Consider the following 24,423-nt stretch of genomic DNA (forward strand, 5'->3'; position numbering starts at 1 on the left):
CCGTTCGGCCCAACACCGACACGAACCGTCTCGGCCCGGACGTTCAATGATCCTCGTCCGGGCCGGGACGCCAAGGTCAGGGGGCGGGGTCGGGAGGCAGCGGGAGGAGGGCGGCCGGCGGGGTCGGGAGGCGGGGGGACGAGGGCGGGCGGCGGGGTCAGGGGCAGCTGACGCGGGTGTCGCCCGGGTCGGTGGTGCAGGTGTCCGTGCCGTAGCCGCCGTTGGCGGTGTCGTTGCCGGAGACGCCGTCGGTGGTGGTGAGGCGGTCGTTGCCGTAGTAGCCGGTCAGGATGTCGTTGCCCTGGTCGCCGATCAGGGTGTCGTCGCCGAAGCCGCCGTCGACGTTGTCGTTGCCGAAGCCGCCGTGCACCGTGTCGTTTCCGTAGTTCGCGCGGATGGTGTCGTTGCCGCCGAGGCCGCACACGACGTCGTTGCCGTACCCGCCGTTCAGGGTGTCCGTGCCGCTCGTGCCGATGATCGTGCAGCCGCGCGCGTTGTTGACCGAGGTGGTCGCGGTGGCGGTGTTGTCGGAGCCCCTCGGGTCCTGCGGGGTGCCGCTCGCCGTGGCCGTGTCGGTGAGGGTGCCGACGGCACGGGGTTCGGCGGTCACCGTGACCGTGGCGCTCGCGCCGACGGCGAGCGAGCCGAGGGCACAGGTGGCGCTGGTAGCGGTGGTGGTGCAGGTGCCCTGGGTCGTGGTGGCGGAGACCAGGGTCGCGCCGGCACCGGAGAGGGTGTCGGTGAGGGTGACGCCGGTCGCGGTGGCGGTGGAGGCCGCGGAGTTGGTGACGGTCACCTTGTACGTGGCGCGGTCGCCGATGCTGACGCCGGTGGGGCCGCTCTTGCTCACCGTCAGGTCGGCCTGGGGCGTGGGCGGCGGGGTGCCGCCGCCGCCCTGGTAGCGGGCGAGGGCGAAGGCGAAGCCGGCGCCGTAACCGGCGGCGACGATCTTTCCGTCCGGCTGCACGAGTACCCCGCGCGCCTCGTCGAAGTCGCCGAAGCCGGTGACGGCGAAGCCGTCGCCGCCGAACCCGGTGTCCGGGGTGCCGTTCGACGTGAAGCGGGCGACGCCGAAGTCGTTCGCCTCGGCGCTGTCCGGGTCGTCGGCGAGGCCGGCGACGACGATCTTGCCGTCGGTCTGCAGCGCCATGGCGTTGGCCGACCCGCCGTCGCCGGGGAAGGCGACCGAGGTGCGGCCCGCGGTGCCGAAGCCCGCGTCCGGGCTGCCGTCGGCGTTGTAGCGGAGCAGGGCGACACCGGAGCCGCCGGAGCCCGCGGCGACGATCTTGTCGTCCGGCTGGACGGCCACGGCGTTGCCGAACTCGGTGCCGCCGAAGTCGGCGGTGACCATGCCGTCGCCGCTGAACGTGCTGTCCAGGGTGCCGTTGGTGTTGTAGCGGGCCAGGCCGATGTCGAAGGCGGTGCTGCCGACGTAGCCGATGGAGACGGCCTTGCCGTCGGGCTGGAGGGTGAGGCGGCGGGCGATGCCGCCGGCGTCCTGGGGCGAGGAAGGGGTGAAGCCGGCGACCACGGCGCCGTCACCGCCGAGGCTGGGGTCGAGGCTGCCGTCGAGGCCGTTCAGCCGGACCAGCGCGAAGCCGCTGCCGCCGCCCTTGCCGGCGGCGACGATCCGCCCGTCGGGCAGCAGCGCCACGTCGGCGCCGTCGGCGGACCCGCCGAACTCCTCGACCCGGACGAGTCCGGCGTCGCCGAAGCCGGTGTCCAGGCTGCCGTTGGCGTTGTACCGGGCCACGGAGAAGAAGCAGCAGCCGCCGCCCTCGTCGACGACCTCGGTGGTGCCCACGACGACGATCTTGCCGTCGGGCTGCAGGGCGACCCCGTTGGCCGAGTGGCTGCCGCCGCCGAAGTCGCTGGTCGCGATGCCGTCCCCGTCGAAGGTGGGGTCGAGGTCGCCGTCCTCCTCGTAGCGGGCGAGCGTGAAGCCCGCCTCGCTGGTGCCGACCACGACGAGTCTGCCGTCGGGCTGCCGGGCGATGTCGTGGCCTTCCGCGTATCCGGTCACGGGTGTCGTCACCCGTCCGTCGGTCCCGAACTCCGGGTCCAGGTCCCCGGGCGCGGCCAGCGCGGTGCCGGGCAGGGCGAGGGTGGCCACCAGTCCGAGCGCGACCAGGGCGGTGGCCCTTCCGCCCGGTCCACGGCGCCGCCGTGCCTGCCTGAGGTGTGCGTGGGGGGTCATACGGGGAGGAACCTCCGTCTTCGTGGCGTACGGGAACGGGGAACGCACCCACACCTTCCGGCCCGGTCCGCCCCCGCCCGACGGACCGTGCCGCCCTGCGTCCCACTGGCCGCGCCGGATCCACCCGGCCGAGTGAGCGCGCGGTTCCCCCGCCCGCGCCGCCCGTCCGGCGGACAGGGCCTATGGTCGTTCCCGGCGCGCCGTGCCGGGCGGCCGGACCGACCGCAGGGGGGAAACCGTGCAGGCGAAGGAGACACTGTTCGCCGATCTCGTCCAGGGCAGGGCCCAGCAGTTCCAGGTGCCCCTCTGATGAACCGCCGGATCGCCGCCACCGAACGCTGGGGGACGAAGGAGATCCTGGCCCGCGCCGACGAACTGGCCGACCGTGCGGTCGCCCTGTGGCCGGCCCCGCTGCGCGGGGTGGGGCGAGGAGCTCGGCGGCTGGATCGGCCACGGCACGGGCCGGGTCACCACCAGCGCGTTCCTCATGCTCGGGGAGGCGGGCCCGCCGGGGCGCGGGATCTGGCCGCTGGTGTTCTACCCGGGCGGCGGGCGCGGCGGCACGGCCGAGGTGGTGTTCCAGCACCTGGCGGCGCGCGAGCCCTTCGCCGACCGCGCGCTGCGGCTCGAACTGCTCGGCCGCCTGAACGCGTTGGAGGGCGTCTCCATCCCGGAGGGCAAGCTGGAGCTGCGCCCGGGCTTCCGGCTCTCCTCGCTGGAGAAGGACCGCGACCGGGAACTGCTCGTGGAGACGCTGGCCTGGTTCCGGGACCGCTGGGAGAGCCGGGGTACGGCCTGAGCCACGGGAACGGACGCGCGCGGAACGGCTCCCTGTACGGGAGGGGGCGCGCGCTCGGGAACGGGCGCGGGTCACCGGTGTCCGGGCCGGTGACCCGCGCGCGGTGGTGAGGGGCGGAACGCCCGGTCAGACGCCGAGGCGGCGGGTGAGGGGGCGGCGGAGGAGCAGGAGGACGGCGCCGGTCGCCAGGGCCGCGGCGGCAAGGCCGAGGAAGAAGCCCGGGCCCGGGACGCGGTCGCCGGACGCCTTCAGGGCGTTGGCGCCGATGCCGCCGCCGAGGGCGCCGGAGAGCCAGAACAGGCCCACCATCTGGCTGACGAAGGTGGCCGGGGCGATCGCCGTCGACGCGCTCATGCCGACCGGGCCGAAGGAGACCTCGCCGGCGGCGAGCAGCACGAAGGCGAGGAGCAGCCAGAGCGGCGACACCTGGGCGCCGCCCGCGGCCAGCGTGGCGGCGGAGGCCATCACCAGGTAGGCGGTGGCCGTGGCGCCCATGCCGATGGCGTACTTGGCGGCGGTCGAGAGCCGGTCGCCCGCGCGGGTCCACAGCCAGGCGAACACCGGGGCGAGGATCAGCACGAACAGCGGGATCGCGGACTGGAACCAGCTGGCGGGCAGGGTACGGCCGAAGACCTCGCGGTCGGTGGAGTGCTTGGCGAACAGCGAGAAGGCGGAGCCGGCCTGCAGGAACAGCGCCCAGAACACCGCCGAGACCAGGAACAGCCAGATGTACGTGCGGACCCGGATCCGCTCCACGGCCGTGAGCAGCGGGTTGCGCAGCAGCCGCCAGAAGCAGATCGCCGGCGACGCCACGGCCAACAGGCCGACGAGGACCATGACATGCGGCATCCGGAAGGAGCCGAGGGCGATGTCGGTGCCGTACGCGAGGACGACCACGGCGAGGCCGGCGAGCGCGACGCGCAGCACCCGGGTGCGTTCGGCGGGCGTCGCGGCGCGCTCCGGCGCGCGGCCGATCTCGCCGAAGTGCCGGATGCCCCGGGCGTACTGCAGCAGTCCGGCACCCATGCCGAGGGCGGCGACACCGAAGCCGAGGTGCCAGTTCACGCCCTCGCCGAGGGCTCCCACGACGAGCGGCGAGATCAGGGCGCTGACCTGGACGCTCATGTAGAAGACGGCGAAGCCGGCGTCGCGTCCGGCACGGTCCTCGCGGTCGTAGAACGCGGCGAGCAGCCCGGCCATGTTGGGCTTGAGCAGTCCGGTGCCGCCGGCGATGAGCACCAGGCCGGGATAGACGGAGCCGGTGACCGGCACGGCCATCGACACGTGGCCGAGGGCGATCAGCACGCCGCCGTACAGGACGGCGCGCTGGGTGCCGAGGATGCGGTCGCCGATCCAGCCGCCCGGCAGGGAGGACAGGAAGACGGCCGCCATGTACGCGCCGAACAGGATTCCGGCGTCGCCCGCGGCGAGGCCGAGTCCCCCGCGCGCCGTGTCCTCCGTCGCGTACAGCACGAGGACCGCGGTCATCCCGTAGAAGCTGAAGCGCTCCCAGACGTCGGTGAGGAAGAGCGTGGTGAACCAGCGCGGCCGGCCGAACGGCCCGGGGCGCCGGGCGGCTTCGCCCGGCTGCGGGGCGGTTCCGGTCTGCTGGAACCGCGCGTCGGCGGCGGGCGGTCTGATCGGGGCGGCCATGGTTTCCTCCCTGCGGACGTGCGGCTGTGCTGCCGTCGGACGGTCGTCCGGAGAATCTGGCCGGGCCGGTTCGGGGACGGCTCGAGGATGGCTCGGGAGGCCGTGGGAGGGGGCGGCCGCAGAGGGCCGCGGCCGAGGACCGCTACAGAGCCGGCCGACGCCCCTGTCGGAGGACCGCAGCCGAGGCCACCGGCCGAAGACCGCGGGAAGGGGAGGAATGCGCGCGGCGCCCGGCCGGGGGATGTACCGGGCGCCGCGGGTCGAGGGGACGGGCCGGAGCGCAGGAGTCGTACGGCGGCGGGGGCCGGGCCGCACCCCGGTCCCCGCGAGCCGTCCTGCCCCGGAGGGCCCGGGACGCCCCGGGATCCGCTGCGGGACTCGCTCCGGGGATCCGCTCCGGGAGCCGTTTCCCTCTCCCTGAAGGAAACCCGGCCGTCCTCGGACCTCGCTCGGGTCCGGCTCGTCAGAAGTACGCCGGGGAGCGGTCGTCCGCCTTGCCGCGGAAGGCCCACCACTGCATCGCCTGGAAGGCGAGCAGGACGGGCAGCACGAGCAGCACCACCGGACCGACGACGCCGAGCGTCGACGGGTCGGCGGCGGCCCCGGCGACCGACAGGTTCTCGTGCGGGCCGACGCCGCTGACCAGGGCCTGCGGGTAGTGGGTCGCGCCGAGCAGCGGTACGGGCGCCAGGGCGGCGAAGCCGCTGACGAGCGGCGCCCGGCGGCGGCCGCGGGCAGCGAGCCGCGGGGCGAGGAGCAGGGCGGCGACGGCGGCGAGGAGGAACAGGGCCGCGGGCAGCGGCCTGAGCAGGCCGTCGCGCGCGTTCCCGTCGGCGACGGCGGCCACCGCGGTGAGGACCGCGAGCCCCGCCGCCACGGGCGCGAGCCGGCCGGCGGCGCGCGAGGCGCGCACGGCGAGGGCGCCCTCGGTGCGGACCGCGAGGAACACCGTGGCGTGCAGGGCGAAGACGGCGACCGCGGTCAGCGCCGACAGGACCGGTACGGGACGCAGCAGCAGGCCCGGGTCGATGTCGAGGTGGCCGCCCCGCAGCGGCAGCGCGCCCAGCAGGGCGCCGGCGAGCGCGCCCCAGGTCAGCGCGAGCAGCAGACAGGTGAGCAGGACCAGGCCGTCCCAGAAGCCCCGCCAGCGGGCGCCCGGCACCCGGCGGCGGAACTGCGTCGCGGCCTCCCGCACCAGCAGCGCCGCGACGGCGAGCACGACGAGCGGGTACATCCCGCTGATGACGCTGGACTCCAGGCCGGGGAAGCCGCCCAGGACGATGCCGCCGGCGGCGATCAGCCAGACCTCGTTGCCGAGGAAGAACGGGCCGGTGGCGGCGGCGACGGTGCGCCGCTCGGCGTCGTCACGGGCCAGCACACGGCCGACGAGTCCGGTGCCGAGGGTGATGCCGTCGAGGGCGAGGTAGCCGGCCAGGAGCAGTCCCAGCAACGCGTACCAGATGATGTGCCACACGATGAACTCCAGCGCGGTCGGCGCGATCAGAAGGTGCGGATGGTCGGCGAGGAGGGGGACGGGGGCGAGGAGGGGTCGGCGGTGGTCTGGGCCGGGAGTACCGGGGCCCCGCCCGGGCCCTCGGTGTCCTCCTCGGGCGGCCTGCCCAGCTGGGTCGCGTCGGGGCCGCGCCGCGCGAAGCGGAACAGCAGTGCCCAGTCGACGAGCACGAGCAGCGCCACCAGGCCGCCGAAGACCAGCAGCGAGGTCAGGACGGTGCCGGAGGTGAGGCCCGGCGTGATCGCGTCCTCGGTCTTCAGCACGCCGTAGACCGCCCAGGGCTGGCGGCCCACCTCGCGGAAGACCCAGCCGGAGACGTTCGAGAGGTACGGCAGGACGAGTGCCGCGGTGAGCAGCCACAGCAGCACCTTGCGGCGGATCAGGTTGCGCTTGATCATGAACAGGATGGCGAGGATCGTGACGGCGCCCATGAAGAGCGCCGGGATGACCATGAAGACCTCGGCGGTGCGGCTGATTCCCGGCGGCAGGTACTCGTCGGGGCCGAAGCGCTCGGTGAAGTCGCGGATCACGGCCGCGGTCTCGGGTGAGCGCTCGCCGTACTTCGTCGGCGTCTGCTCCACGGAGAAGCCGATCTGCACGCCGCCCAGCGCGGCCGTCAGCGCGACGAACACCGGCGCGAGCGGCAGGGCCAGCTTCATCGAGGACCAGAAGAACTCCTCGTGGCCGGTGCGCCTGCGCAGGTGCCAGGCGCTGACGGCGACGACGAAGAAGGAGCCGGTGACCATCGAGCCGGCCATGATGTGCGCGGCCGCCGACAGGGCGTTGGTGTTGGTGAGCAGGGCCGTGAAGTCGGTGAGCCGGACCTGGCCGTCGACGATCTCGTAGCCCACCGGGTGGTTGAGGAAGCCGTTGGCGGTGAGAACGAAGTAGACCGAGGACCAGGCGGTGAGCGCGACCAGCCACAGGACGACGGTGTGCGCCACCCGGCCCATCCGGTCCCAGCCGAAGATCCACAGTCCGAGCAGGGTGGACTCGGCGAAGAAGGCGACGAGGGTCTCGATGGCGAGCGGGGCGCCGAAGACGTTGCCGGTGTAGTGGGTGAGTCCGCTCCACACCAGGCCGAACTGGAACTCCATCACGATGCCCGTGCCGATGCCCAGGGCGTAGTTGACGAGGTAGAGCTGGCCCCAGAAGCGGGTCTGCCGGCGGTGTTCCTCCTTGCCGGTGACGGCCCAGCGGGTCTGCATGATCACGAGGTAGGTGACGAGGCCCAGGGTGAGGGCGACGAAGACGTAGTGTGCGATGGCCGTGATCGCGAACTGAAGGCGTGCGAGTACCAGCACGTCGTCCACGGGATTGCCTCTCGGGTTCGGGGTACGGCGAAGGGAGGCCCGCCGGGCCGGCCGGCCTCCCTCGGTGCGGTTCCGTGTTTCCGGTGCGTCGTGTGGGTCGGGTCAGTCCGGGCGGTTGCCGGACTTGCCGCCGACCGTGTACGGGGTGGTGACGTTCTCGTACGCGACGTGCATGACCATGCCGAGCTGGGCGTGGGTGAAGTTGTGGCAGTGGTCCATCCAGATGCCCGGGTTGTCGGCCTTGAAGGCGACCTCCCAGGCCTCGCCCGGGCGGACCAGGACGGTGTCCTGCCAGATCGGGCTGCCGGTCACCGGCTTGCCGTTCTGGCTGAGCACGAGCACGTGGTGGCCGTGCAGGTGCATCGGGTGGTCCTCCTGGCCGCGGTTGAGGAAGCGGACGCGGATCAGCTCGCCCTCCTTGACCATGAGCATCGGGGCGTCCGGGAAGACCCGGCCGTTGATGGTCTGGCGGAGCGCGAAGGTGCCGTCGTAGAAGCCCAGCCACTCGTCGAGGACGAGGTCGAAGGTGCGGTCGTACGAGCTGTTCGCGTCGAAGGGCTGGGAGGCCGGCTTGCCGTACGTCGTCTTGTCGAACTCCTCACCGTCGAACTTGGGTTCCACGGTGCCCTTGCCGTCGGCGGAGAAGGCGATGCCCGCGTCCGGGGACTCCTCGGAGGCCAGCCGGACCGGCGTGTTCGGCATGGTGAACTCGACGTCGAGGCGTCCGGCGCCGGCGATCACCAGGCGGCGGCCGGTCAGTTCGCCGGGCTGGTTGATGTCCATGCCGTCGATCGAGGTGACGGTGTACGGGACGCCGGTGAGGGTGAAGGTCCTGGTCAGGATGTCGCTGTTGATCAGGCGGAGCCGCATCTTCTGGCCGGGGCGCGCGGTGCGGTGCTCCAGGGTGTCGGAGGTGCCGAGGGCCGTCACGGAGCCCTGAGAGGTGTCCCAGGTGTGGGCCTGGACGGTGACGTCCTGGTCGACCGGCCGGGGCTGCTGCACGGGGTCGATGACCATCGGGCCGAACAGGCCGCGCTGGACCTGCTCGGAGGACGACTGGTGCGAGTGGTACCAGAAGGTGCCGCGTTCCTTCACGCGGAAGCGGTAGGTGTAGGTGCCGCCGGGCTGGACGGCGTCCTGGGTGACGCCGGCGACGCCGTCCTCACCGTTGGGGACGTCGAGGCCGTGCCAGTGGGTGCTGACGGGCGTGTCCTTCAGCTTGTTGACCAGGGTGATCTCGACGAGCTCGCCCTGCTTCATGCGCAGTTCGGGACCCGGGATCTGTCCGTTGAAGCTCCAGGCGTCGACGGTACGGCCCGAGGCCAGCTTGATCTTGGCCTCCTGGGCGGTGAGGGTGAACCGGCGGTCCGGCGTGCCGGTCTTGGGACCCTTGAGCGCGTCCACGCTGACGGCGGCGGCCTTGGCGCCGGCGGAGTGGCCGGCGTGGTTGCCGTGGACGCCGAGGGCGTTGGTGTTCGTGCCTGCGGAGCCGCCGTGGTGTCCGCCGTGGCCGTCGGCGGCGAAGGTGGTGCCGCCGCCGTAGTCCATCGTGCCCTTCATCATCGAGAAGGTGTCGGGGAAGCGGCTGCGCTGGGACTCGAGGGTGAGCAGGGTGCCGATGACGCCGAGGACCACGACGGTCGTGCCGAGCCGCACCGCGACCCGGCGGCCGCGCGTGCGCTGCGGGGCGGTCGTACCGCCGGCGATCCGCTCCGCCCGGCGGCGGCCGCGGAGGACCAGCCAGCTCGCGCCGGCCACCAGGATCAGCCCGTAGACCGGGTAGTTGAGCGCGGCGGAGCGGTCCGGCGGCAGGAACTTCTCGAAGAAGCCGCCGAGCGCGCCGAAGGCCGCCAGCTGCGGCGGCACGGTGATCCGCGGCGCGACGAGGGCCTTGGGGTCCTCGGGGCCGCGGCGCCGGGCCGCCGACCACACCTTCGGGAGGCTGAGCACGAGGGTGGCGAGCACGCCGGGCAGGAGCAGCAGCAGCGTGGTGACGGCGCGCCGGTCACCGACCAGGTCCCAGTTGATGCCGGCCATCTGGGAGAAGGTCAGCAGCCGGCCGGCGGCGAGCAGTAAGCCGAGCACGGTGAACACGACGGCGATCCGGGCGCCGCGGCGCAGCCGCCTGGTGTCCGGCCGGGTGGCCAGTCGCCGGACGGTGAGCGCGGCCAGCAGCCAGACCGGGAAGAGCACCAACGAGACGATGAAGTCGAAAATGGAGATCGCGAGATACATTCCTTGCTCCGATCAGTGGAACGTGCCCGGGGGCGCTCACGGCCCTCGGGCAGGTCCCTCGACGGGTGGGGTGGTGGTCAGGCCCGGTCGACGGTGAGGGCGCTGGCTCCGCCGAGCACCTCGATGTCGTAGCGGTCCTCGGAGGTGTCGTAGGTCGGTCCGGCGAAGGTGGCCCCGCCGCCCGCGGCGCCCAGGTGCTGGGTGTCGAAGGTCAGCTGGGAGACGCCGCCCCTGACGGCGATCCGGGCCGCGACGTCCTGGGGACGGCGCAGGCTGACGTTGCTGACGCCGCCGGCGACGCGGATGCGTACGGTGCCGCGCGGCCGGGGCAGCGAGATGGACACGTGGCTGGCGCCGCTGCCGAGGTCGAGCCGGGTCAGGACGAGGCCGGAGAGGTCGGCGGTCAGCCGTCCGGTGCCGCCGTCGACCTCGATCGCCCAGGACACGGTCGGGTGGAGGGTGAGGCTGCCGCTGTGGCGGCGGACGGAGAACGGGTGCAGCCGCCGCGGGTAGCGGACCGTGACGACGCCCGCCGTGGTGTCGATCTCCGGTACGAGGCCGGAGAAGGTGCCCTGGTAGAGGTGCTCGCTGTCCTTGGGCTCGGCGGCCAGCGTCAGTTCGGACGCGCCGCCGACGAACTTGAGCGTGCCGGTGGTGACCGCGCCGAGCGCGCCGTCGAAGGTCTTCTCCTGAGTGGTCATCGTCGGTTCCTTCCGTTCGTGTCGTGCTGGTCGTGCTGTGCGTGCTGTGGTTGCCGTACGTGGTGTGGGCGCGGGTCAGGCGCGCGGTGCGCGGTCGAGGACCTGCGCGAGGACCGATTCGAGGCGCGCCTGCGGTTCGTCGGCCGCGCCGGCCGAGCGCCAGGCCACGAAGCCGTCGGGGCGCACGAGCACCGCGCCGTCGGCGTCCACGCCGTAACGGGAGGCCCAGTCGCCCGCCGGGTCGGTGACGAACTCGCCGCCGATCCGGTACACGTCGAGGTCGATGCCGAGCCGCTGCGCGGCCGGTCCCGCGGCGTGCTCCCAGCCGGTGCCCTCGGGGCCGGTGAGGAGCACGGGCGCCTCGCCGAACAGGTCGAGGGCGGACAGTTCCTTGCCACGGCAGCGCACGGTGACGTGCGGGGCGCGGGTGCCGGGCCGGCCGAGCACGCGCGGGTCGAGCGCGGGCGGCAGGGCGGCCCCGTCCTCGGCGCCGTCGCCGTCCTCGGGGAGCAGCGCGCCGCCCGGGTAGAGCTGACCGAGGATGGCCGCCGCGTAGCTGGGGCGGCCGTCGGATTCTCCGTCGTGCGAGCGCTCCTGCAGTTCGGCGAGGGCGTAGTCGATGGTGAAGCGGGCGACGGGGCGGCGCTCCGCCTCGTACGAGTCGAGGAGCCCGGGCCCGGCCGTGCGGTGCAGCACGGAGGCGAGCTTCCAGGCGAGGTTGTCGGCGTCCTGGATGCCGGTCGCGGCGCCGAAGGCGCCGGTGGGCGGCATGGTGTGGGCGGCGTCGCCGACCAGGAGGATCCGGCCCTGGCGGTAGCGCTCGGCGAGCCCGGCGGAGATCTCGAAGCCGAGGATCTTCTGCCCGGTCTTCTCGACCTGGACCTCCAGGCCCTCGACGGCGAGGTCCGGGACGCCGATCGCGGCGCGGATCGCCTCGACGCAGCGGGCCTCGTCGAAGTCCTCGAGGCGCTCGCCGCGATCGGGGTGGTAGGGGGTGTAGAAGACCCAGCGGGAGCCGTCCAGCGGCATGAGCAGGGTGCCGGTGTCGGGCTGGTCGAAGTAGCCGAGGCCGAGGTCGCGGCCGCGCAGGGGTTCGGTGAGGTCGGCCTTGAAGACCACGCTGACGGTGTGGATCAGGGTGCCGGGGCCCTCGACGGCGATGCCGGCGGCCTCGCGCACGGTGCTGCGGACGCCGTCGGCGCCGATCAGGTACTGCGTCCGTACGGTCGTCTCGGTGCCGGTGGCGGTGTCGCGGAGGGTCGCGGTGACGCCGTCCTCGTCCTGCTCGAAGCCGACGAGTTCGGTGGACCAGCGCAGCTCCGCGCCGAGTTCGGCGGCGCGGCGGGCGACGAGGCGTTCGAGGCGGTCCTGGTCGATGGAGCACCAGGTGCAGGGCGTGACCTCGGAGGTCAGCTCGGGCGCCTCGTCCTGCATGGGGGCGGAGAAGATCTCCGGGCCGGCCAGGGTCTCGGCGCGGACCATCAGCTTCTCGCTGAGCTCGGAGGTGAGCGAGCGGTCGGCGAAGATCTCCTCCTCCAGGCCTGCGGACCGGAAGACCTCGACGGTGCGCGGGTTGATGACGCGGGCCCGCGGGTGGCCCAGGGCGCCGGGGTGGCGCTCGACGAGCAGCGGGCGGATGCCGCGGCGGGCCAGGAAGAGCGCGGTCGACAGGCCGACCACGGCGCCGCCGACGATCAGGACGGGCGTCTGCTCGGTGGGAGCGGGTGTCATGGGTACCTCTCCGTTCGGGACGGTCGGTCGGGTGCGGGGGAAGCGGGGCGGTGCGGGAGGGCGCCGGGCCCGGTGGGACGGCTGGGCGGGGCGGTGGACCAGGGCCCGGGAGGCCGGGGGCCGGGCCGGCTCGGTGGGGCCGGGCCCGGCCCGTCCGGGCGGTCGCCGAGGGGGCGCGGCCGCCGGGACGGTGGGTGGTGCGCTCGCGGGTCGTGCCGAACCGGGTTGTGCTCGGGCGGGTCGTGCTCGGTCGGTCGTCAGGCGGTGCGGGGCTCGGCGACGCCGGGTCCGGAGGGCTCGGTGCCGGGCTCCGCCGTCTCCTCCCAGGCCTCGTCGTGGTGCCTGGCCTGCTTCGGCAGGAGCAGGACCAGGAGCAGGACCAGGGCGGTCAGGCCGATCTGGGCGTAGATGGTGCGCTGCAGGGCGGTGGAGAAGACCTCGCGGCGGGCGTCCTGGGCGGCTGCGCCGATGGCGGCGCCGGCCTGCGGGTCGGTGACCTGGGTCAGCGGTGCGCAGCTGGCCGGCTCGACCGTGGGGTCCTTGGCCTTGGTGCGCTCGGTGAAGCAGGTCTGGAAGGCGTCGGTGAGCTGTCGCTGCTGGTCCTCGGACACCTGGGTCTGGACCAGCGCGGTGCGCAGCTGCCCGCCGGCGTCCTTGGCGGCGGTGTCGGCGGATCCGCCAAGGAAGCCGAGGAAGACCGCGCCGATGACCGCGATGCCGAGGGCGCCGCCGACCTGCTGGAAGGCGTTGACGACACCGGATCCGGAGCCGGCGTGCTCCGGCGGGACGTCGGTGAGGATGAAGTCCAGGATCGGCGCGATGATCATGCCCATTCCGAGGCCGCCGACGAGCAGCGCCGGGAGCAGCGACCAGGAGCCGATCTCCTCGCCGCGCAGCTGGATGGTGAGGGAGATCGCGGCCAGGCCGGCGGCGAGCAGGACCGCGCCGATGACCATGACCTTGCGGCCGAGCTTGGCGGTGAGGACGGTGGCGGAGAAGGCCGCGCCGAAGCTGACGCCGAAGGACCAGGGGACTCCGGTGAGGCCGGCCCGCAGGGCGGAGAAGCCGAGGCCGTTCTGCAGGAAGAGGATGAAGATCAGGAAGTGGCCGATGGTGACCGCGAAGAACACCGTGTTGGCGATGATGCCGGCGGTGAAGGAGCGGCTGCGGAACATGGAGGGCACGATCAGGCCCGGGCGGCCCTTGTCGCCGAGTCGCCGCTGGTACGACCAGAAGACGGCGAGCACGGGGACCGAGGCGATCATGGCGACGAAGGTCCAGAGCGGCCAGCCGAGCTCACGGCCCTGGACGAGCGGGACGAGCAGCAGCAGGAGTCCGGCGGTGAGCAGCAGGGTGCCGACCACGTCCAGCTTGATCGACTCGGACGACTTGGACTCGCGGATGACGGCGGAGGCCGCGAGGAAGAGCAGGAGGCCGACCGGCAGGTTGATGAGGAAGACCATGCGCCAGCCCTGCTCGAACAGGTCGGCGTCGATCAGGAGGGCGCCGATGATCGGGCCGCCGACGGTGGCGAGGCCGGCCACGCCGCCGAACGCGCCGAGGGCGGCTCCGCGCTCCTTGGGCGGGAACGCCGCGGTGATGATGGACAGCACCTGCGGGACCATGAGCGCGGCCATGGCGCCCTGGAGCACGCGGGCGCCGACCAGCATCCCCGGGCTGCCGGCGAAGCCGCACAGCGCGGAGGCGATGGTGAAGCCCGCGACGCCGGTGAGGAAGAGCTTCTTGCGGCCGTACATGTCACCGAGGCGTCCGCCGAGGATCAGCAGGACGGCGAAGGACAGCAGGTAGCCGGCGACGACCCACTGGACGGTGGCGTATCCGGTGCCGAGGTCGGTCTGGATCGACGGGATGGCGACGTTGACGATCGTGGAGTCGAGCAGGTCCATGAACGCGGCGAAGAGCACCACGATCAGTGCGACCTTGCGCTTCGGGTCCCCCTCGACGGGCGGGGCCGCCGCGGACGGGTTCGACATGGTGCACCTCTCTTTGATCTAGACTGGCCAGACAATCAGCAACTCGGATGCTTACTAGGCAGGAGTCTTTCTGACTCGTTATCTTAGTTGCTGAGATAACGATGAGGCAAGGTAACTGGAAGGACGGGGCGTATGTCAAGCGCGGAACATGCGGATCGGGTGGACCGGGCACAGCTGGCCGCGGCCGTGGACCAGGAACTGCGCACCCTGGTGAGCCGCTCGGTGCTCTTCCACCAGGCGGTCGCCGACCGGCTGGGGCTGAGCGTGCTTGACCTGAACTGTCTGGGAGCACTGGTGGCCCGCGGCCCGATGGCGGCCGGGCAGCTGGCCGAGGAGAACGGCGTGACCACCGGAGCCATCACCGGGGTCATCGACCGCCTGGAGGCGGCCGGTCACGTCCGTCGCGACCGGGATCCCAAGGACCGTCGGCGCGTCCTCGTCACGCCGATGCCCAACCTGGAGGCGAAGGTCTTCCCACTGTTCGAATCGCTCGGCAGTTCACTGGCCGAGCTGTGCGAGCGGTTCACCGAGAGCGAGCTGGAGACGGTGCTCGACTTCGTCCGGTCCGCCGCGCCGATCACGCACGACGAGGCGGTGAAGCTCCGGGCCGGCAAGAGTGCCGCCAAGGGCTCCAAGCGGGCTGCCGCGGCCAAGTGAGGCCCCGGGACGGGCGGTTGCGGGCTGGTGCGTAACGAGCGTACGCACCAGCCGCCGCCCCGTCACCCGGGTATTCGGCCGACCACCAGACGCAGCGGAGTGCCGCTCGGCACCACCCCGGCGAACTCGAATCCGGCGCGCTCGAACATCGCGCCGTACTCCTCGGCCGTACGCTCCCAACCACCCATGACGAGCAGCATGTGAAGGTCCATCAGGGCGTCCCAGGGCGTCTCCGGCGGATCGGCCACCAGCTGTTCGAGCAGCACCACGCGACCGCCGGGGCGGCCCGCCTTGAGGCAGTTGGTCAGCACCGTGTGGCAGGCGTCGTCGTCCCACATGTGCAGCACCTGGCGGATCACGTACACGTCCGCCTCGGGCACGCTCTGGAAGCAGTCACCGGTCACCAGTTCGGTCCGTCCGCCCAGCGGGCCGCCCTCGCGCAGCTCGGGCAGCGCCGCGGAGATCGCGTGCGGCCGGTCGAACAGCACGCCCTTGACGTGCGGATTGCCTTCGAGCAGCGACTTCAGCAGGCTGCCGTGGCCGCCGCCGACGTCGCACAGGGTGTCCACGCCGGCCAGGTCGAGCGCCGCGACCACGCCCGGGTTCATGGCCCGGGACTGCGCCGCGTACCCGTTCAGGCACATCTCTCCGGCCGCGTTGTCGTCCTCGTGGAAGTACGTGAACAGGTCCTTGCCGTACGTCTCCTGGAAGGCGCACCGGCCCGAGCGGACGCTCTCGGCGAGCTTGCCCCACATCTCCCAGCCCCAGTGCGAGCCGGTGAGCATGATGTCGGTCACCGAGCCCGGCGCGTCCGAGCGCATCGCCCGCGACATCTCGGTGTGCGCGTAACGGCCGGGCGCGGCCGGACGGAAGATGCGGAAGCCCACCAGGGCCCGCATCAGCCGGGTCAGCGCGGGCACGTCCGCGCCGACCGCGGCGGCGATCTCCTCGACCGAGGCCGGCTCGTCGCCGACCGCGTCCGCGAGCCGCAGCTGGGCCGCCGCCTGCACCACCGCGCTGGCCCACATGCCCCAGCCGAGCTCGGCCACGGCCTGGGCGGGCGGCGGGCCGATCACGGGTGCGCCCTCGCAGGCGTCCACCCGGTCCACTGCCGGATCAGCTGACATCCTCAACCACCTTATTCAGCAAGGACCTTGTCAGGCCCGGACGGATTCGATCAGTGCGATGGGGGCCCGCTCGTGGCCCACGAGCGGCAGCCGGCGGCAGTTCTCGAAGCCCGCGGCCGCGAGCAGCCCGCGGTACTCCTCCTCGGTGCGCGCCCGGCCACCGGTGAGCACCATGAACTCCACGTCGTTGGCGTGGACGTGGGAGGAGTGATCGGTGTACTCCCAGTCGAGGAGCACCAGCCGGCTGCCCTGGCCGGCGGCCTTGGCACAGTTCTCCAGCAGCTGCGCGGCCGACTCGTCGTCGAGGTCGCACAGCACGTTCTTGAGCAGGTAGAGGCTGCCGTCGGCGGGAACCTCGTGCCGGAAGTCACCGGCCACGAGCTCCACGCGGTCCGCCAGGCCGTCCTTCTCGAAGGTCTCCCGCGCGAAGCCGACCGCCCACGGCAGGTCGAGCAGCACGCCGCGCGCCCCGGGGACCTCCTGGAGGAGCCGGGCGAGCACCGTGCCGGGGCTGCCGCCGACGTCCACGATCTCCCGCTCCCCCGCCAGTGAGCAGCTGGCGACCAGCGCCTCCGCCGCCTCGACGGAGAGCGAGGCGCAGGTCTCGGCGTAGCTGCGGGCCTCGTCGGGGTTGGCCGCGTAGTACTCCCAGTGGTCCACGCCCCACACCGTGCGGGTGGCCGGGCAACCGGTGCGGACCACGTCGGCGACCAGCTCCCAGGGGCGGGTCATGCCGGGCGCGTTGACGGCGATGCTGAAGCCGCGCAGGTTCGGCACGTCCGAGCGCAGCAGGTGGCCGGCCGCGGTCAGCTCCCAGCGGCGGACGTCCTCGGAGCCGGCGGCGGGTGCGACCAGGCGGTGCAGCTCGCACACCCGCAGGAAGCGCTCCAGGCTGGGCCGGTGCGCGCGGATCGCCTCCGCGATCTCGTCGGTGGTGCGCCGCCCGTCACCGACCGCGTCGGCGATCCGCAGTTCGGCCATCCCGCGGGCCACCAGACCGGCGGACCACTGGAAGGGCCGGAGCTCCTGCAGCGCGCCCAGCGGGCTGAAGGCGGTGCCCGGTCCGTTCCCCGCCATCAGTGCCCGCCGTCGACGTAGAGCACGTTGCCGGTGATGTTGCCGTTCGCCGGGGAGGCGAGGAACAGGGTGGCGTTGACGACGTCCTCGACGGTGGAGAAGTGCAGGAAGGGCATGGCCTTGTTGAGCGCGGCCCGGGCCCCTTCGGAGTCGAGTCCGGCGACCCGGCCGCGTACCTCCTCGGGCAGCTTCTCCAGGAGGCCCTCCGTCACCACCGGTCCCGGCGCGACGACGTTGGAGAGGATGCCGTGCTCGAACAGCTCGGTGCCGAGCGTGCGGCTCAGACCGTGCAGGGCCGACTTGCTCGCCGCGTAGCCCTCCGCGCCCTTCAGTCCGCGCTGCACGATCGCCGCCGACATGAAGACGATCCGGCCGCCGCCGCGGGGCTTCATCGCCGGAAGCGTCGCCTGTACGGTGTGGAACGCGCCCTCCACCTCGGCCCGCAGCGGCGGCAGCCACTGCTCGGCCGGGATCTCGTCGAAGGCGGGCGCGTGCGGGCTGGGGCCGCCGGAGGCCGAGGCGTTGACGACCAGGACGTCGATGCCGCCCCACTCCTCGGTGACCTCCGCGACCGCGCGGCGCACGGACGCCGGGTCCGTCAGGTCGAGGTGGACGGGCAGCGCCAGGCCGCCGCCGTCCGCTATCTCGGCGGCCACCGCCTTGGCGTTCTCCACCCGGCTGAGATAGGTGAGCGCGACCTTGGCGCCCTCGTCGGCGAAGGCTCGGGCGAGCGGGCGGCCGATGCCGCCGCTGCCGCCGGTGATCAGTACGACCTTGTCCTTCAGGCCGAGTTCCATGGCAACTCCCGTCCTTTCCGGCGCTGCGCCGGTGTCGACACGTCAGGGGCCGCGCCGCGCACACGCGGGCACCGCACCCCAGCTTGGAGATCGCGACTGGAGTGTCGCTCGAGCGATTCGCCGCGAGCGCCGGTCCATCGGGATTCCAGTTCGGATTGAGGTCCCGTCCGGATAGTTCACCGGGCGTGCTCACCACGTCCGGACTGTTCACCGGGCGTGCACACCAGACCGGGCGCGGCCACGACACCACCGGAAAGGAACCGGCGCATGACCAAGACCCGTGAAGAGCAGGGATCCCTGGACCTGAACGGCATCATCCAGCTCGGCATGGCGTTCGGCAGCGCGAAGATCCTGCTCACCGCGAACGAGCTCGACCTGTTCACCGTGCTGAGCGACAGCGGGCCGGCCACCGAGGAGGAGATCCGGACCAAGCTCGGCCTCCACGAGCGCGGTGCCCGGGAGTTCCTCAACGCCCTGGTCAAGCTGGGCCTGCTGTCGCGCGAGAACGGCCGATACGGCAACACCCAGGCGGCCGACACCCACCTGGTCAAGGGCCGGCGGACGTACGTCGGGCGCTTCCTCAGCCGCTCCAACAGCGTGCTGTACGGCGCCTGGGGCGGCTTCACCGAGTCGCTGAAGACCGGTGAGTCCCAGATCGAGGGCCACGGCGACGACAACATGTTCAAGCACCTGTACCGCTCCGAGGAGCAGATGCGGGACTTCGTCGCCATGATGGACGCGCTCAACTGGGCCGTCGGCCCGGAGCTCGCCAAGGCCTTCGACTGGAGCAAGGTCAAGACCGTCACGGACGTCGGCGGTGCCCGGGGCAACCTGGCCGCCACCCTGATCGACGCCCACCCGCACCTGAAGGCCACGGTCTTCGACCTGCCGGCCGTCGAGCCGGCGTACGAGGACCACATCGGCGGCCTCGGCCTGAAGGACAAGATCGCCTTCCACGGCGGCGACTTCTTCGCCGACCCGGTCCCGACGGCGGACGTCGTCATCATCGGCCACGTCCTGGAGGACTGGTCGCCCGAGCGCCGCAAGCAGCTCATCAAGTCGGCGTTCGACGCCCTGAAGCCGGGCGGCTCGCTGCTGGTCTACGACCCCATGCTCGACGACGAGCTCAGCCCGCTGAACAACCTGCTGACCAGCCTCACCATGCTGGTCGTCACGCACGGCGGCTCCGAGTACCGGGTCGACGACTGCCGCTCCTGGATGACCGAGGCCGGCTTCGCGGAGACCTCCGCCAAGCTGCTCGACACCAACGACATCCTCGTGGTCGGCGTCAAGAAGTAACCCCACGCGTGACGGGCGGCACCTCCGGGTCTTCGCGACGGAGGGGCTGCCCGCGCGCTTGTCCGCGCACCACCCTGCTCGCTCCCCCGCACATGAAGGGATTCCGATGTCGATCGACGAGGCACCGCCGGCCTTCCCCTTCCCGGCGCCGGACACGTTCGAGCCGCCGGAGGAGTTCCGCCGGCTGCGCGAGCGGGCTCCGGTGGCCCGGGTGACGCTTCCCACCGGCGACCGGGCCTGGCTCCTGACCCGTTACGCGGACGTGCGCGCCGCCCTGGTCGACCCGCGGCTCAGCCGGGCCGCCGCCGAGGCGCCCGAGGCGCCGCGGATGGGCAACACCACGCCCGGTCCGAAGACCATCCTGGGCATGGACGCCCCGGACCACTCGCGGCTGCGCCGCCTGGTGATGCAGGCGTTCACCGCCCGCCGGGTCGAGGCGCTGCGCCCGCGGATCGAGGAGCTCGCCGAGGAGCAGATCCGTCTGGTCCTGGTCGCTCCCCGCCCGGTCGACCTGATGTCCTGCTACGCGCTCAGCCTGCCCATCAAGGTGATCTTCGAGCTGCTGGGCGTGCCCTACGACCACGTGGACCGGCTGCACGCCTGGAGCGAGGTCATCTTCAGCCTCGGCGGCCACAGCGTCGAGGAGGTGAGGGAGGCCCGCGGCTCGATCATCGGCTACCTCCGCGAACTGATCGAGCAACGCCGCGAGGAGCCCGCCGACGACCTGCTGAGCGTGCTCGTGCACGCCCGGGACGAGGGGCAGCAGCTGTCCGAGGAGGAGCTGCTCGACTTCGCGATGATCATCATGACGGTCGGGCACCAGTCGACCGCCAACTCGCTGGGCACCGCGCTGTTCACGCTGCTGCACCACCCGGACCAGCTGGAGCTGCTGCGCAAGAAGCCCGAGCTGATCCCCGGCGCGGTCGAGGAGCTGCTGCGGTTCAACCCGTTCGTCTTCACCGGGACCCAGCTCCGGGTCGCCACCGAGGACCTGACGATAGGTGACACCGAGATCAGGAAGGGCGAGGCCGTGATCGCCTCGCTGGGCTCCGCCAACCACGACGAGGACGTCTTCGCCGACGCGGACCGTTTCGACGTCGAGCGCGCCCCGAACGTCCACCTGTCCTTCGGCTACGGCATCCACCACTGCCTGGGGGCCCAGCTCGCCCGCCTGGAGATGCAGATCGCGCTGCGCACGCTCATCGAGCGGGTGCCGGACACGCTGCGGCTCGCGGTGCGGTCCGACTGGCTGACCTGGAAGACCGGGCTCACCGCCCGCGCGCTCGTCAACCTGCCGGTGACCTGGTGAGCCGGGGGGCCGCGATGGGCGAGCAGTGGCAGATCTCGGTGCACAAGTCCTGCCGCCGCAGCGGGATCTGCGCCGCGGCGGCACCCCGGTACTTCTCCGTGGGCGAGGACCACCGCACCCGGCCCGCGGCCGGGCCGGTCGCCCCCGACCCGGAGCTGATCGACGTCGCGGAGGCCTGCCCGGCCGAGGCGATCACCCTGACCGACCTGGCGACCGGCCGGCCGGTCGAGGCCGCCCCGGAGGCGGCCGCGGAACGCGCGACGAGAGAGGCACGACCATGACACCCCAGCGCAGCACCCGCCGTTCCCTGCTCAGACGGGCCGGCTTCCTCGGCTCGGCGCTCGCCGTAGGCACCGCGGCCCCGGCCGTGGCCCACGACGAGGGCCGCGGGCGCCGCCGCAAGGACCGGCGGCCGTCACCGGTCGGCAGCTGGTCGGTGACCGTCACCATCGAGGGCGTGCCCGACGTCGAGCACGCGCACTACTCGTTCGGCTCCGACGGGCAGCTGATCCTGCAGACCCACCGGCACACGCACACCGGCATCGGCACCTGGGAGTGGACCGACGACGGCTTCGTGTACGTGACGCGGGGCCTGCGGCCGAACGCCGACGGCGGCCTGCTGAGCGAGCTGCGGATCCGGCACACGGCGCGGTTCGCCGCCGACGGCACGTTCATCTCGACCGGCACGGGCCAGGCCCTCGACGCCGGCGGGAACGTCCTGATGGAAGTCCAGTCCACGGCGGTCGGCACCCGGTTCGGTGTCGACGGCTGACCGGCCGCGGCCGGGACAGAGCAAAGGAGAGTGCTCGCATGTGTGGGATCGCCGGCTGGGTGGACTTCGCACGTGATCTGCGTCAGGAGGCCGCCGTCGTCCGGGAGATGACGACGACCATGACCCTGCGCGGCCCCGACGCCGGCGACGTGTGGATCGCTCCGCACGCCGCACTGGGCCACCGCAGGCTCGCCATCATCGACCTGGAGGGCGGACGGCAGCCCATGGTCGCCGAGGAGGGCGGCCGGGTCCAGGCCGCCCTGACGTACGCGGGCGAGGTGTACAACTTCCGCGAGCTGAGGGAGGAACTCGTCCTCAAGGGGCACCGCTTCACCACCCGCAGCGACACCGAGGTGGTGCTGCGGTCCTACCTGGAGTGGGGCGAGTCCTTCGTCGACCGGCTCAACGGCATGTTCGCCTTCGCGATCTGGGACGCGCGCACCGAGGAGCTGCTCCTGGTGCGCGACCGCGTCGGCATCAAGCCGCTGTACTACCAGCTGCTGCCGGGCGGCGGCGTGCTGTTCGGCTCCGAACCGAAGGCGATCCTCGCCCATCCGCAGGCGAGCCGCACGGTCGACGCCGACGGGCTGCGCGAGCTGTTCGGCGGGGTGAAGGCACCGGGCGCGGGCGTGATCGCCGGCATGCCCGAGCTCGCCCCGGGGCACGTGCTGCGGGTCTCCCGCGACGGCCACCGGCTGCGCCGCTACTGGCAGCTGGAGGCGCACGAGCACACCGACGACCTGCCCACCACCATCCGTACGGTGCGCGAGCTGCTCGAGGACATCGTCACCCGGCAGATCGTCTCCGACGTGCCGCTGTGCACGATGCTGTCCGGCGGGCTCGACTCCTCGACGCTGACCGCCCTGGCGTCGCTCGCCAAACAGCGCGACGGCAGCGGCAAGGTCCGCTCGTTCGACGTCGACTTCGTCGGCTACCTGGACAACTTCGAGCCGGACCTGACCCATCCCACCGCGGACTCGCCGTACGTCCGGCAGGTCGTCGAGCACGTCGGCGCCGACCACCGGCACATCCTCCTCGGCAACGCGGAGATGATCGACGCCCCGACCCGCCGCGCGGTGGTCCACGCGCTGGACTGGCCGGTGCTCATCGCCGGTCCCGGCTCCATGGACATCTCGCTGTACCTGCTGTTCCGGGCGATCCGCGGCCACTCCACGGTGGCGCTGACGGGCGAGTCGGCGGACGAGCTGTTCGGCGGCTACCCGTGGTTCCACCACCCCGAGTACGGGCAGCCCGGCACCCTGCCGTGGAGCCTCGCCCACAACCTCGGCATGCCGGCCCTGTTCGGCCCGGTCACCACCCGGGTCGACGTCCGCGGCTACCAGGCGGAGCAGTACCGGCAGGCGGCCGCCGCGGTGCCGCGGATGCCCGGGGAGAGCGGGCGGGCCCGGCAGTTCCGGGAGTCGACGTACTTCTTCCTGACCCGTTTCATGCGCACCCTGCTCGACCGCAAGGACCGGCTCAGCATGGCCGTCGGTCTGGAAGTCCGGGTGCCGTTCTGCGACCACCGGCTGCAGGACTACGTCTTCAACGCGCCGTTCGAGTTCAAGACCTTCGACGGCCAGTGGAAGAGCCTGCTGCGGGCGGCGGCGAAGGACCTGCTGCCGGAGGCGGTGCTCAACCGTCCCAAGACGGGCTACCCGATCTCCAACGACGCCGCCTACGACCGCTACGTCCAGGAGCGGTTCGCCAAGCTGGTGGCCGGCGGCGACTCGGCCGTGCTGCCGCTGCTCAACCCGACGGTCGTCGAGGACGTGCGCCGCGACGCGACGGCCTCGGCCGGGCTGACCCGCATCGAGATCGACATGGCGCTGCACCTCGACGAGTGGATCTCGTCGTACGGGCTCGACCTGGCCATCTGAGCGCCGGTCCGCACACGGAAGCTCCCCCGTCCCGGCCGGGACGGGGGAGCTTCCGTGTGGTGCGGGCGGGTGCCGCGTGCGTCACCAGGCCACGGGGAGCTGCGCCGGGCGGCGGAAGGCCATCCCGGACACCCAGGTCAGTTCCCGGGTCGGGACCGCGAGGTGCAGTCCGGGGAAGCGGTCGAGCAGGCCCTCCAGGGCCAGCTGGAGTTCCATCCGGCCGAGCTGGGCGCCCAGGCAGTGGTGCAGGCCGTGGCCGAACGTCAGGTGCGGGTTGCTCTGCCGCTCCAGGTCGACCCGCTCCGCCCCTTCGAAGACCTCCTCGTCCCGGTTGGCCGAAGTGATCGCCGGAAGGACCGCGTCGCCCTTGCGGATCACCGCCCCGCCGAGCTCGACGTCCTCGGTCGCGATGCGCATGGCGCCGGCGCCGCCGCCCGCCACCGAGAAGCGCAGCAGCTCCTCCACGGCGCCCGGCACCAGCGAGCGGTCGGCGACGAGCCGCGCCCACAGCTCCGGCTCGCGCAGCAGCGTGATCAGCGCGCCGACCAGCTCGCCGGTCGTGGCGTGGTAGCCGGCGACGAGCAGGGTGTGGCCGAAGGCGAGCAGCTCCTCCTCGGAGAGCCGGTCGCCGTCCTCCTCGCGGGCCTCGATGAGGAGCGTGAGCAGGTCGTCCGCGGGCTCCTTCGCCTTGGCGGCGATCAGCTCGCCGAGGTAGCCGTTGAGGCCGCGCCGGGCCTCCATCACCGCGTCCGGCGAGTGGGCCGATATCGAGAGCATCACGTCCGACCAGACCCGGAACCGGTCCTGGTCGGCGAGCGGCACACCGAGCAGTTCGCAGATGACGGTGATCGGCAGCGGCTGGGCCAGGTGGGCGATCAGGTCGGCGGGCCCGCCGCCGGCGGCCATCCCGTCGAGCAGCCGGTCGGTGATCTCCTTGACGTGCGGGCGCATCCGCTCGATGTGCCGGGCGGTGAAGGCGCGGGCGACCAGCTTGCGCAGCCGGGTGTGCTCCGGCGGGTCCATGGTGAACAGCGACTTGGAGCCCTTGGCGACCGGCAGCAGCCGGGGCGCGTCGGGAGCGGTCAGCGCCGCCTTGCTGAACCGGGGGTCGGCGAGGACCTGCCGTACGTGCTCGTAGCGGGTCACCAGCCAGGCCCGGTGCCCGGTCGGCAGCGTCACCGGCGCGACGGGCTCGGAGCCGCGCAGCTCGGCGTAGGCGGGCGCGGGCTCCAGCGGGTCCGGCACGGGGAGCGGAAAGGTCCGCTCGGTGCTCTCGGCGGTCATGGGTCCTCCTTGTGAGCGTGGTCAGCACGACGGACGCCGCTCCGCGAGCGGAACGGCGTCCGGTGGGGCGGTGGCAAGCCGGGGC

The 24,423-nt window shown here is 72.7% G+C and carries 19 protein-coding genes; 7 read left to right on the plus strand and 12 right to left on the minus strand.

The genetic code is table 11. The features are described 5' to 3' along the window. Nucleotides 1-157 precede the first annotated feature (157 nt). The gene (locus ACFY8W_RS36625) at nucleotides 158-2,197 is read right to left on the minus strand and encodes a calcium-binding protein (protein WP_391115217.1); all 2,040 of its coding nucleotides are present in this window, start codon (nucleotides 2,195-2,197) and stop codon (nucleotides 158-160) included. 385 nt (nucleotides 2,198-2,582) lie between these two features. On the opposite strand from ACFY8W_RS36625, the gene ACFY8W_RS36630 reads away from it, so the two are divergent. Next, nucleotides 2,583-2,996 carry a hypothetical protein gene (locus tag ACFY8W_RS36630; protein ID WP_391115219.1) on the plus strand — a complete coding sequence of 138 codons (414 nt, stop codon included), beginning with the start codon at nucleotides 2,583-2,585 and terminating at the stop codon, nucleotides 2,994-2,996. A 126-nt stretch (nucleotides 2,997-3,122) separates the two neighbouring features. Here ACFY8W_RS36630 and ACFY8W_RS36635 read toward each other — a convergent pair whose 3' ends face one another. The 7 genes from ACFY8W_RS36635 to ACFY8W_RS36665 all read right to left on the minus strand — a co-directional run bounded on the left by ACFY8W_RS36635 (nucleotide 3,123) and on the right by ACFY8W_RS36665 (nucleotide 14,136). Further along, the gene (locus ACFY8W_RS36635; protein ID WP_391115221.1) at nucleotides 3,123-4,649 is read right to left on the minus strand and encodes an oligopeptide:H+ symporter; all 1,527 of its coding nucleotides are present in this window, start codon (nucleotides 4,647-4,649) and stop codon (nucleotides 3,123-3,125) included. Nucleotides 4,650-5,112: 463 nt separating this feature from the next. After that, nucleotides 5,113-6,123, minus strand: a complete 1,011-nt coding sequence (gene cydB / locus ACFY8W_RS36640) for a cytochrome d ubiquinol oxidase subunit II (protein ID WP_391115224.1) — start codon at nucleotides 6,121-6,123, stop codon at nucleotides 5,113-5,115. A 26-nt stretch (nucleotides 6,124-6,149) separates the two neighbouring features. Then, nucleotides 6,150-7,466 (minus strand): cytochrome ubiquinol oxidase subunit I, encoded by a 1,317-nt coding sequence (locus ACFY8W_RS36645; protein WP_391115227.1) that lies wholly within the window; start codon nucleotides 7,464-7,466, stop codon nucleotides 6,150-6,152. A 111-nt stretch (nucleotides 7,467-7,577) separates the two neighbouring features. Next, complete coding sequence (locus ACFY8W_RS36650; protein WP_391115230.1) at nucleotides 7,578-9,710, minus strand: multicopper oxidase domain-containing protein; 2,133 nt, start codon at nucleotides 9,708-9,710, stop codon at nucleotides 7,578-7,580. Between the two features lie 77 nt (nucleotides 9,711-9,787). Then, the gene (locus ACFY8W_RS36655) at nucleotides 9,788-10,411 is read right to left on the minus strand and encodes a hypothetical protein (protein ID WP_391115232.1); all 624 of its coding nucleotides are present in this window, start codon (nucleotides 10,409-10,411) and stop codon (nucleotides 9,788-9,790) included. Nucleotides 10,412-10,486: 75 nt separating this feature from the next. Further along, nucleotides 10,487-12,142 carry an FAD-dependent monooxygenase gene (locus tag ACFY8W_RS36660; protein WP_391115235.1) on the minus strand — a complete coding sequence of 552 codons (1,656 nt, stop codon included), beginning with the start codon at nucleotides 12,140-12,142 and terminating at the stop codon, nucleotides 10,487-10,489. 257 nt (nucleotides 12,143-12,399) lie between these two features. Continuing rightward, nucleotides 12,400-14,136 (minus strand): DHA2 family efflux MFS transporter permease subunit, encoded by a 1,737-nt coding sequence (locus tag ACFY8W_RS36665; protein WP_391115238.1) that lies wholly within the window; start codon nucleotides 14,134-14,136, stop codon nucleotides 12,400-12,402. A gap of 132 nt (nucleotides 14,137-14,268) precedes the next feature. Between ACFY8W_RS36665 and ACFY8W_RS36670 the strand changes: the two genes are divergently transcribed. Then, the gene (locus ACFY8W_RS36670; RefSeq protein WP_391115241.1) at nucleotides 14,269-14,793 is read left to right on the plus strand and encodes a MarR family transcriptional regulator; all 525 of its coding nucleotides are present in this window, start codon (nucleotides 14,269-14,271) and stop codon (nucleotides 14,791-14,793) included. Between the two features lie 62 nt (nucleotides 14,794-14,855). On the opposite strand, the gene ACFY8W_RS36675 is transcribed toward ACFY8W_RS36670, so the two are convergent. From ACFY8W_RS36675 to ACFY8W_RS36685, 3 genes are read right to left on the minus strand one after another with little or no spacing between them, the layout of a single operon-like run. Then, complete coding sequence (locus ACFY8W_RS36675) at nucleotides 14,856-15,920, minus strand: methyltransferase (protein ID WP_391115244.1); 1,065 nt, start codon at nucleotides 15,918-15,920, stop codon at nucleotides 14,856-14,858. A 30-nt stretch (nucleotides 15,921-15,950) separates the two neighbouring features. Continuing rightward, on the minus strand, nucleotides 15,951-16,997 hold the full coding sequence (locus ACFY8W_RS36680) for a methyltransferase (protein ID WP_391115247.1): 1,047 nt from the start codon (nucleotides 16,995-16,997) through the stop codon (nucleotides 15,951-15,953). Further along, nucleotides 16,997-17,794, minus strand: a complete 798-nt coding sequence (locus tag ACFY8W_RS36685; RefSeq protein WP_391115250.1) for an SDR family oxidoreductase — start codon at nucleotides 17,792-17,794, stop codon at nucleotides 16,997-16,999. Before ACFY8W_RS36685 ends, ACFY8W_RS36680 begins: the two co-directional genes overlap by 1 nt. Before the next feature lie 267 nt (nucleotides 17,795-18,061). Between ACFY8W_RS36685 and ACFY8W_RS36690 the strand changes: the two genes are divergently transcribed. The 5 genes from ACFY8W_RS36690 to asnB all read left to right on the plus strand — a co-directional run bounded on the left by ACFY8W_RS36690 (nucleotide 18,062) and on the right by asnB (nucleotide 23,054). Further along, entirely contained in the window at nucleotides 18,062-19,093 is a 1,032-nt protein-coding gene (locus tag ACFY8W_RS36690) for a methyltransferase (protein ID WP_391115253.1), read from the plus strand. 106 nt (nucleotides 19,094-19,199) lie between these two features. Further along, nucleotides 19,200-20,402 carry a cytochrome P450 gene (locus ACFY8W_RS36695; RefSeq protein WP_391115255.1) on the plus strand — a complete coding sequence of 401 codons (1,203 nt, stop codon included), beginning with the start codon at nucleotides 19,200-19,202 and terminating at the stop codon, nucleotides 20,400-20,402. Further along, nucleotides 20,399-20,683, plus strand: coding sequence for a ferredoxin (locus ACFY8W_RS36700; protein ID WP_391115258.1), 285 nt, complete (start codon nucleotides 20,399-20,401; stop codon nucleotides 20,681-20,683). Before ACFY8W_RS36695 ends, ACFY8W_RS36700 begins: the two co-directional genes overlap by 4 nt. Next, entirely contained in the window at nucleotides 20,680-21,174 is a 495-nt protein-coding gene (locus ACFY8W_RS36705; protein WP_391115260.1) for a hypothetical protein, read from the plus strand. Before ACFY8W_RS36700 ends, ACFY8W_RS36705 begins: the two co-directional genes overlap by 4 nt. Nucleotides 21,175-21,212: 38 nt before the next feature. After that, on the plus strand, nucleotides 21,213-23,054 hold the full coding sequence (gene asnB / locus ACFY8W_RS36710; protein ID WP_391115262.1) for an asparagine synthase (glutamine-hydrolyzing): 1,842 nt from the start codon (nucleotides 21,213-21,215) through the stop codon (nucleotides 23,052-23,054). An 81-nt stretch (nucleotides 23,055-23,135) separates the two neighbouring features. Here asnB and ACFY8W_RS36715 read toward each other — a convergent pair whose 3' ends face one another. Next, the gene (locus ACFY8W_RS36715; protein ID WP_391115264.1) at nucleotides 23,136-24,338 is read right to left on the minus strand and encodes a cytochrome P450; all 1,203 of its coding nucleotides are present in this window, start codon (nucleotides 24,336-24,338) and stop codon (nucleotides 23,136-23,138) included. Nucleotides 24,339-24,423 lie beyond the last annotated feature (85 nt).

Source organism: Streptomyces sp. NPDC012637, assembly GCF_042954805.1.
Taxonomy (GTDB): Bacteria; Actinomycetota; Actinomycetes; order Streptomycetales; family Streptomycetaceae; genus Streptomyces.